The sequence below is a fragment of the Rheinheimera soli genome (assembly GCF_021290985.1).
GTDB classification, from domain to species: domain Bacteria; phylum Pseudomonadota; class Gammaproteobacteria; order Enterobacterales; family Alteromonadaceae; genus Pararheinheimera; species Pararheinheimera soli.
Genome location: NZ_JAJOYU010000060.1, coordinates 1 through 4,017, shown reverse-complemented (window position 1 = coordinate 4,017; position 4,017 = coordinate 1). Strand labels below are relative to the sequence as shown.

General features: G+C 40.0%; 3 protein-coding genes. All 3 read left to right on the top strand.

Going from position 1 to position 4,017, the window contains the following annotated elements:
* Positions 1 to 415 precede the first annotated feature (415 nt).
* Positions 416 to 1,723: a hypothetical protein gene (locus LSG37_RS20815; RefSeq protein ID WP_233081930.1), complete on the top strand. Its 1,308-nt coding sequence runs from the start codon at positions 416 to 418 to the stop codon at positions 1,721 to 1,723.
* A gap of 552 nt (positions 1,724 to 2,275) precedes the next feature.
* The gene (locus LSG37_RS20810) at positions 2,276 to 3,304 is read left to right on the top strand and encodes an Abi family protein (RefSeq protein WP_233081929.1); all 1,029 of its coding nucleotides are present in this window, start codon (positions 2,276 to 2,278) and stop codon (positions 3,302 to 3,304) included.
* A 284-nt stretch (positions 3,305 to 3,588) separates the two neighbouring features.
* The coding region (locus tag LSG37_RS20805; protein ID WP_233081928.1) for a TnsA endonuclease N-terminal domain-containing protein at positions 3,589 to 4,017 on the top strand (429 nt) is incomplete at its 3' end.

The window sequence follows — 4,017 nt, the reverse complement described above, 5'->3', positions numbered from 1 at the left end:
TAGCTATTTAGATGCTGTAAAAATATCAAACTATATTCTAAGAGCGTTAGCTGGTTTTCTGAAAAAATTATCAAACATTAGCTTCTGAATGCACCTAAAAAGGTGCATTTTTTTATCAAACTATATTATGAACCTACAAGTCTCACCATTGAAAATATAGTGTCATCACAAAGGCTGCTCATTTGAGTGGCCTTTTCTTTTAGCCGTATGCTAACAAATTTGTTCCACGTTTAATCATCACTTGCCAGTTTGTAAGACTGAACATAAACTGACCAAGTGAGATGTGAAAGCATCCTCCTTTCGGCTCTCGGGGTCGTTTGTCAATGTGTCAGTTTTGAATTGACATTTAATACATAATCTATCTCCGCCCCTACTTTTGAAGTAGTCGGAATAGTCGTATGCAGAGGTTAATATAATGGCGACTTTAGCTGAATATTGCGGCCAAACGGTCAATCTTGATGTTCATACATCAAAAGATTATCAATTTAAAAAACCAACCGTTTCGACACTTGTTGAAATAACTTTTAATAATGAAATTGCTCCACTTTTTAGTCACATCAATGTCTGGGGCAAGTCTTTTAAAGTGAATTTTGAGAATGTCGACGACATTCCAGGTGCGAAAGCAGAGTTCCTCACCACGTTAAATGAATTAAATGAAGCTTTTATTTGTTTATCTTCAAAGAAGTTCATCTTGTCAGTTTTTCAAAGTATTAATACTCATCTAGAACAACTTACTAAAATAATCCGTGATAAGAATGGCTACCCTATACCAACTTATCAATATAAGTCCGTTATGCAGAGTGCGATTGAAGACATGCTGTCTATCCACGGAATGTCGCCTAAATGCAATATAGGTAACGGGACTTTATATAACGGCGAGAGAGTTCTCGTGAACTCTGGTGTAACTTGCATTACGAATTTATCGAGTGGCCTTTTTTCATTTTTCGGATTTTCACCAGACCGTCATTCTGAACGGCAATATTCTATGCTTCGCGAAAAATTATTACGGGGCTATGACGAAGGAACTTGGCTCAACAGAGTCGGAGATAAGCCCCTAGTTCTAGCGTATAAGATAATGATTCTTAGTGCATTTAAAAATTTCCTTACGACTGTTGTCAAATATTTAGCCACCATTGCTGACGATACAACATGCATTAGCCTGAAAGACGCGGCTGAAGAAGATATCGAACATTTACAGCGTGAATTAAACATATTTGTAGAGCAAAAAGAATTAGATCGAGATGCTTTGCTTGGACATTCACTTGTTTGCGAAAATGAATCTTACAAGCAAGTTGTTGAGCTTGGTTTGGGAGACGCAGCGTTGACAGCTTTTTATGAAAGCGAAGCTGGAGATCTGATACTGCAATACCTTTCTCAGTGTATTGGAGCCGATTCTGTAAGTGTCTTCAATCCCTATCAAAGAGCCAGCGAATATGATGATCATGGATATGTAGATGAGGGGTATTGCAGTCACTATCCGCTTCCAGGTAAAAAAGTCAGGGCAGCAATGGTGAAACTTAAATCTCTGATTGAAGGTGGTGAGCCGTTCATTGCTAGCTGTTTTGATAAAGATAATCTGCACATAAATGTATCGGGTTCCAGTGATTTTAATCAAAATACTGGTGAGTCATACAATGAACGAGAATTTCTCACTATAAACTCTGGAGTTCTAGCCCCTCTAGCAGGAAGTGAAGAGATTATCCGTTTCACTTTTAAAGATTAGAGGTGCGATTTATGTATCCAATTAAATGCACACTAATTTTTAAGCGGATGGTCGCTGTTTCACGTTTTATGTCGGAATTATTGAGAGATGATTGTGTTGAGCGGCAAAGCATCTCAAAGAGGGAGTATTAAGTATGTTGTCTCCCGAAGAACAGAGTATCAAAAGCAAAATGGAAACGTGGCTTAACGCTTTTATTTACCAAAAGAGAGCAAGCGGCCAGAGCGTTTCTAAGGCAGATATTGCGAAGGCACTTGGATGTGCTCAATCAAGTCTAAGCCAGTACACTAATCCTAAACATCCGAAGAAAGCGCCTTGGGAGTTTCAGTGTAAGTTTTGTTGTCTGGTTGGACGTACGATAGAACAACTGCATCCAGAGTTACTAAATGTGAGGCTATCAGCTTAAACGAGAAAAGCCACTCTAAGAGTGGCTTTTCCGTCTACTTTGTCGCATGAGACCTAAGAACGTGTTCTTAGGCTACTCCGCCTTTATGTATGTGATCCTAGCGATGATACGGTAGGTTGTCAACTATAGTTTTAATTTCAGGATATCGAATGAAGTACATAACAGAAGATCGGTTGTCGGTTTACATCAAACATCTGAAAGTTAAAAAGGAGACTGCTCTCGCAGCTTATCACTGGAACACTGCTCTTGCTGGAGCCTTGTTCCCCGCAATTCAGTGTCTCGAGGTAACATTAAGAAATGCAATAGTCCAAGCAGTACAATCAAACCCTCCTCTCGCGGCAAAAGGATTGTACAGTACAGGGCCAGACTGGATTTTTTCATTTACCGAGTATATGGGTAAAAAGAAAATCAAGCCTCAAAAAAGGTTTACTAAAAAATGTCGGCCAGGACAAGCTGTTGACGGAAGTGGGTATGTGCTTGGTCAAAATGGGGACAGATTAATTGTAGAGCGATTATGGGAAGAAAGGAAAGTTATTGATGCAGTGCAAAAGCTTACAAAGGCAGGAAAAGCAGTAACTGCTAACAGGGTCATTTCTAGCATGGACTTTGGATTCTGGACCAATTTTTTATCTAAGGAATATGAAGACCATCAATCGAAAATGTTGTTATGGCCAAATTTACTCGGAATCGTGTTTCCAAACGCCCCTCAAGGGATAAGCCGTCAGGATATTGAGAGTGAATTTAACAGGGTAAGGGAACTGCGTAACCGACTTACTCATCACGAAGCCATTTGGAAGTTTTTTTATGACGATCCAGCTACTGGTAAGCCTGATTATAATCGCCCTGTTTATGGATCAAATGCCAGCTGCTCGCTGCTTCTTAAGCATTTTGAAGATTTGTTAAAGTTAATTGGCTGGATGAGTTCTGAAGTACTTGATGATTTTATAAAACATCAAGGTGATGCCAGATTCAGAGCTTTATGTTCCCTCGATGGGCTTAATAGCTTTGTAGACCCAGATAAGGTAACTAATGTGTTAGCTATCAATAAGGGAGGGTGGGGGTTAAAAAAAGCTGTAGAGCACTTAAATAACGGAAAAATATTAAGAATTACCCGTTTGGGCAATAGTGTCGTTACTATTGGCAGAGATTTCAATAGAAGTTTCGATTCTGAAAAATAGCAGTGTTGGTTTTTTGCATAAAAAATACACTGATATACTTAAAAAATTGCAATATATGAATAAAAACGTTTGATTTACATATTACATTTTGATGTGTTACTCCGGTAACGCCACGTCTGATAATTGGTCTATTTTGGTGTTAATACTGGATAGCTCTGCTGCCGCACTCAACTAAAAGAGTTTTTGGTGCAGGCCGACCATTCTCCCCAAAACTTTCTGTAACTATTTATTTAGCTAGGCGGTTGTACTAAGCTATAAAAATCAACACTCTAGATGGTCTGGCTATGGCAGGAAGCTACAAAGGTCTGTCCGACCAGCAAATCCAGAAACGGATTAAAGAAGGCCGCGGGCAAGGCGAAGGCAGAAGCTACAAGCCTTGGATCCAAACCTGGGATATATCTTCACTTGGTCGGTCTCACCGGATCTTTGGCAACCGCAGTCGCCGGTTGCATCACCTGCTTTCTGATTTGGAACTGGCTATTTTTCTGACATTGGACTGGCAGCACTCTGTACTGGATATTCGTGAACAGTTTCCGCTGCGTGTCGAAGATACCACCCGCATTGCTGATGAGCTCGGTATTTGTCATGCCGTCTTTAAAGGTACGCCTCAGGTGTTGAGCTCAGACTTTCTGGTCACGTTTGACCGGCAAACTCAGCCCTTAATGGCGTTTCAGGCTAAATACAGCAGTGATTTATCCAAACCTGAAGTGATT